The organism is Sphingomonas bacterium, from assembly GCF_903643065.1.
In the GTDB taxonomy this organism is placed as follows: domain Bacteria; phylum Pseudomonadota; class Alphaproteobacteria; order Sphingomonadales; family Sphingomonadaceae; genus Sphingomonas.
On sequence record NZ_CAHJWX010000382.1, the window covers coordinates 1 to 3,053 of the forward strand.

5 protein-coding genes and 1 pseudogene are annotated in these 3,053 nt (G+C 69.4%); 3 read left to right on the top strand and 3 right to left on the bottom strand.

From position 1 onward, the window contains the following. Both HUU95_RS14640 and aroQ read right to left on the bottom strand, forming a co-directional pair. Nucleotides 1-164: pseudogene (locus HUU95_RS14640) on the bottom strand (acetyl-CoA carboxylase biotin carboxyl carrier protein); the annotation flags it as partial. A 12-nt stretch (nt 165-176) separates the two neighbouring features. Then, entirely contained in the window at nt 177-611 is a 435-nt protein-coding gene (gene aroQ / locus HUU95_RS12470) for a type II 3-dehydroquinate dehydratase (RefSeq protein ID WP_174280396.1), read from the bottom strand. Nucleotides 612-655: 44 nt separating this feature from the next. On the opposite strand from aroQ, the gene HUU95_RS12475 reads away from it, so the two are divergent. From HUU95_RS12475 to HUU95_RS12485, 3 genes are read left to right on the top strand one after another with little or no spacing between them, the layout of a single operon-like run. After that, nucleotides 656-898 carry a hypothetical protein gene (locus HUU95_RS12475; protein WP_174280397.1) on the top strand — a complete coding sequence of 81 codons (243 nt, stop codon included), beginning with the start codon at nt 656-658 and terminating at the stop codon, nt 896-898. Nucleotides 899-906: 8 nt separating this feature from the next. Next, on the top strand, nt 907-1,914 hold the full coding sequence (thiS, locus tag HUU95_RS12480; protein ID WP_174280398.1) for a sulfur carrier protein ThiS: 1,008 nt from the start codon (nt 907-909) through the stop codon (nt 1,912-1,914). Nucleotides 1,915-1,974: 60 nt separating this feature from the next. Further along, on the top strand, nt 1,975-2,178 hold the full coding sequence (locus tag HUU95_RS12485) for a CsbD family protein (protein WP_174280399.1): 204 nt from the start codon (nt 1,975-1,977) through the stop codon (nt 2,176-2,178). Between the two features lie 113 nt (nt 2,179-2,291). Here the strand turns inward: HUU95_RS12485 and HUU95_RS12490 are convergent. Further along, nucleotides 2,292-3,053: thiamine pyrophosphate-dependent enzyme (locus HUU95_RS12490; RefSeq protein WP_254602784.1), on the bottom strand; the 762-nt coding region annotated here is incomplete at its 5' end.

Consider the following 3,053-nt stretch of genomic DNA (forward strand, 5'->3'; position numbering starts at 1 on the left):
GCGGCATGGTGGATCACCGCCGGCGCCGCCGACACGGCCGCGGCGGTGCGCGCGACGCGGATGCGCACGCCCTCGTCCTCCACCTCGATCTCGGTCAGGCTGGATCTGTCCAGCAGTTCGGCGAGCTGACGGATCAGCTCCACGTCCAGGGTGCGTTCAGCCATCGGCCCGCCCTGTCAGATGCGTGCCGCCGCTTCAAGCGCGAGCAGGTACGACAGCGCGCCGAACCCGGCGACCGTGCCCCGCGCCGCGCGGCCGATCAGGCTGACGTGGCGGAAGGGCTCGCGCGCGTGCGGGTTGGAGAGATGCACCTCGATCACCGGCGTCGCGATCGCCTTGACCGCGTCGTGGAGCGCCACGGAGGTGTGCGTGAACCCGCCCGCGTTGAGCAGCACCGCGCGGGCGCCGCGCGCCTGCGCCTCGTGCAGCCAGTCGATCAGGTGGCCTTCGTGGTTGGACTGGCGCAGGTCGACCTCCAGCCCCAGCTCGCGTGCGTGGTCGTCGAGCCGGCCGGCGATGTCGTCGAGCGTGTCGTGGCCGTATACCTCCGGCTCGCGGGTGCCGAGCAGGTTGAGGTTGGGGCCGTTCAGGACGTAGATGAGGTCGGGCATGGGTCTCGCTATCTCGCGACCTTACCTATATTGAAGGCGTCGTTATGGCTAGCGAACCGCTCTCAACCGAACCGACGTTCGACATCCGCGAGCAGGCCGCCCGCATCGATCAGGCATTGGCGAACGCCGCCAAGATGCGGGTTGAGGCGGAGAAGGCCCGCGAGGAGGCTGCCAAGATCAGGCAGGAGAAGAGGTCGGCGCCCGTGACCCTGGTCTTTACCGGGATGGGAGCAGCCTCCGCCTTCATCGCCGCCGGTGTCGCCATAGCCAAGCTCCTGGGCGGCTGAACGGATCGATGCCCCACACCGACGGCACCGTCTCCATCACCGTCAACGGCGAGCACAAGCGGGTCGCCGCCGGGCTGACGCTGGCGCAACTCGCGACCGAGATGGGCCTGGTGGCCGAGAAGGTGGCGGTGGAGCGCAACCTTGAGGTGGTGCCGCGCTCGACGCTGGCGCAGGTGACCGTTGAGGACGGCGACGATCTGGAGATCGTGCACTTCGTCGGCGGCGGCGATCATCTGTCCGCCGTGGACGCGGACAGCTGGACGGTGGCGGGACGGACGTTCCGGTCGCGGCTGATCGTCGGCACCGGCAAGTATAAGGACTTCGCGCAGAACGCGGCCGCGCTGGAGGCGTCGGGGGCGGAGATCGTCACGGTGGCGGTGCGCCGGGTCAATGTCAGCGACCCGAACCAGCCGATGCTGACCGACTTCATCAATCCCAAGCGCTTCACCTACCTGCCCAACACCGCCGGCTGCTTCGACGCGGAGAGCGCGGTGCGCACGCTGCGGCTGGCGCGCGAGGCGGGAGGGTGGAACCTCGTCAAGCTGGAGGTGCTGGGCGAGGCGCGCACGCTGTACCCCAACATGCGCGAGACGCTGCGCGCGACGGAGACGCTGGTCGCCGAGGGCTTCGAGCCGATGGTGTATTGCGTCGACGACCCGATCGCGGCGAGGCAGCTGGAGGAGGCGGGCGCGGTCGCGATCATGCCGCTGGGCGCGCCGATCGGCTCGGGGCTGGGCATCCAGAACCTCGTCACGATCCGCCTGATCGTGGAGGGCGCGGGCGTGCCGGTGCTGGTCGACGCGGGCGTCGGGACCGCGAGCGACGCGGCGGTGGCGATGGAATTGGGCTGCGACGGCGTGCTGATGAACACCGCCATCGCGGAGGCGAAGGACCCGGTGATGATGGCGTCGGCGATGCGCGCGGGCGTGGAGGCGGGGCGGCTCGCCTATCGCGCGGGGCGGATGGGACGGCGGCGCTATGCCGATCCGTCCAGCCCGCTGGCGGGATTGATCTGACGGAACAGGAAGCGGCGTGGGCCGTTCTAACCTGCATCATCCAAGCAAGGAGTTAGAGCGATGGGCGAGCTGACCGACAAGATCAAGGGCGAGTTCGACGAGGTCGTGGGCAAGGCCAAGCAGGCGCTGGCCGGCGACCCGAACGACCCCAATCGCACGCACGAGGACGACAAGCTGCAGGCCGAAGGTGCCGGCCAGGAACTGAAGGGCAAGGGCGAAGGCGTCGTCGGCTCGGTCAAGGGCGCGTTCGGCGACAAGGTCTGACACCTAATCAGTAACGGCCACCAAGCCGATCCGTTTCGCAGGGCCGCCTCGGGCAACCGGGGCGGCCTTTTCGTATCACGCAGGCAGCGACACGGGCCTCATGGTCGCCGGCCTTATCGCCGGGCAATCTCGCTCAGCGTCGTCGCGGGCGTAATCTCCTCGATGTCGGTCTTGAGATGCAGGAGCCGGACGCCGCCCTGAACCTGCGCGCGAGCGAAGGCCGGGGCGAAATCATCCGTCCGCTCCACCGTCTCCGCCCAGCAGCCATAAGCGCGGGCGAGCGCGGCGAAATCGGGATTGCGCAGCGCCGTCGCGCTGACGCGGCCGGGAAAGGCGCGCTCCTGGTGCATGCGGATCGTGCCATAGCCGCCATTATCGACGACGATGACCAGGATCGAGCAACCGTGCTGGACGGCGGTGGCGAGTTCCTGCCCGTTCATCAGCAAGTCGCCGTCGCCGCAGACCGCGACGACGCAGCGATCGGGGCGGCGCAGCGCGGCGGCGACGGCGGCGGGCAGGCCATAGCCCATCGCGCCGGCGGTGGGCGCGAGCTGCGTGCCGGGGCCGGCGTAGCGCCAGTAGCGGTGCCACCAGCCGGAGAAGTTGCCCGCGCCATTGCAGATGATGCTGTCGGCCGGGAGCTGCCCGCGCATCGCGAGGACGACCATGCCGAGGTCGAGGCGAACGCCGGGGCGGGGCTCTGGCGTCGACCAGGCGAGGTACTCGGCGTGCGCCTCGGCTGCGCCGGACCGCTGCCGAGGCGGGAAGAAGCGGCCGACGGTGTCCCAAAACTCACTAGGTTCAGCGCAGATCGCGAGGTCGGTTCGATAGGTGCGGTTCAGCTCGTTCGGGTCCGGATGGACATGAATCAGCCT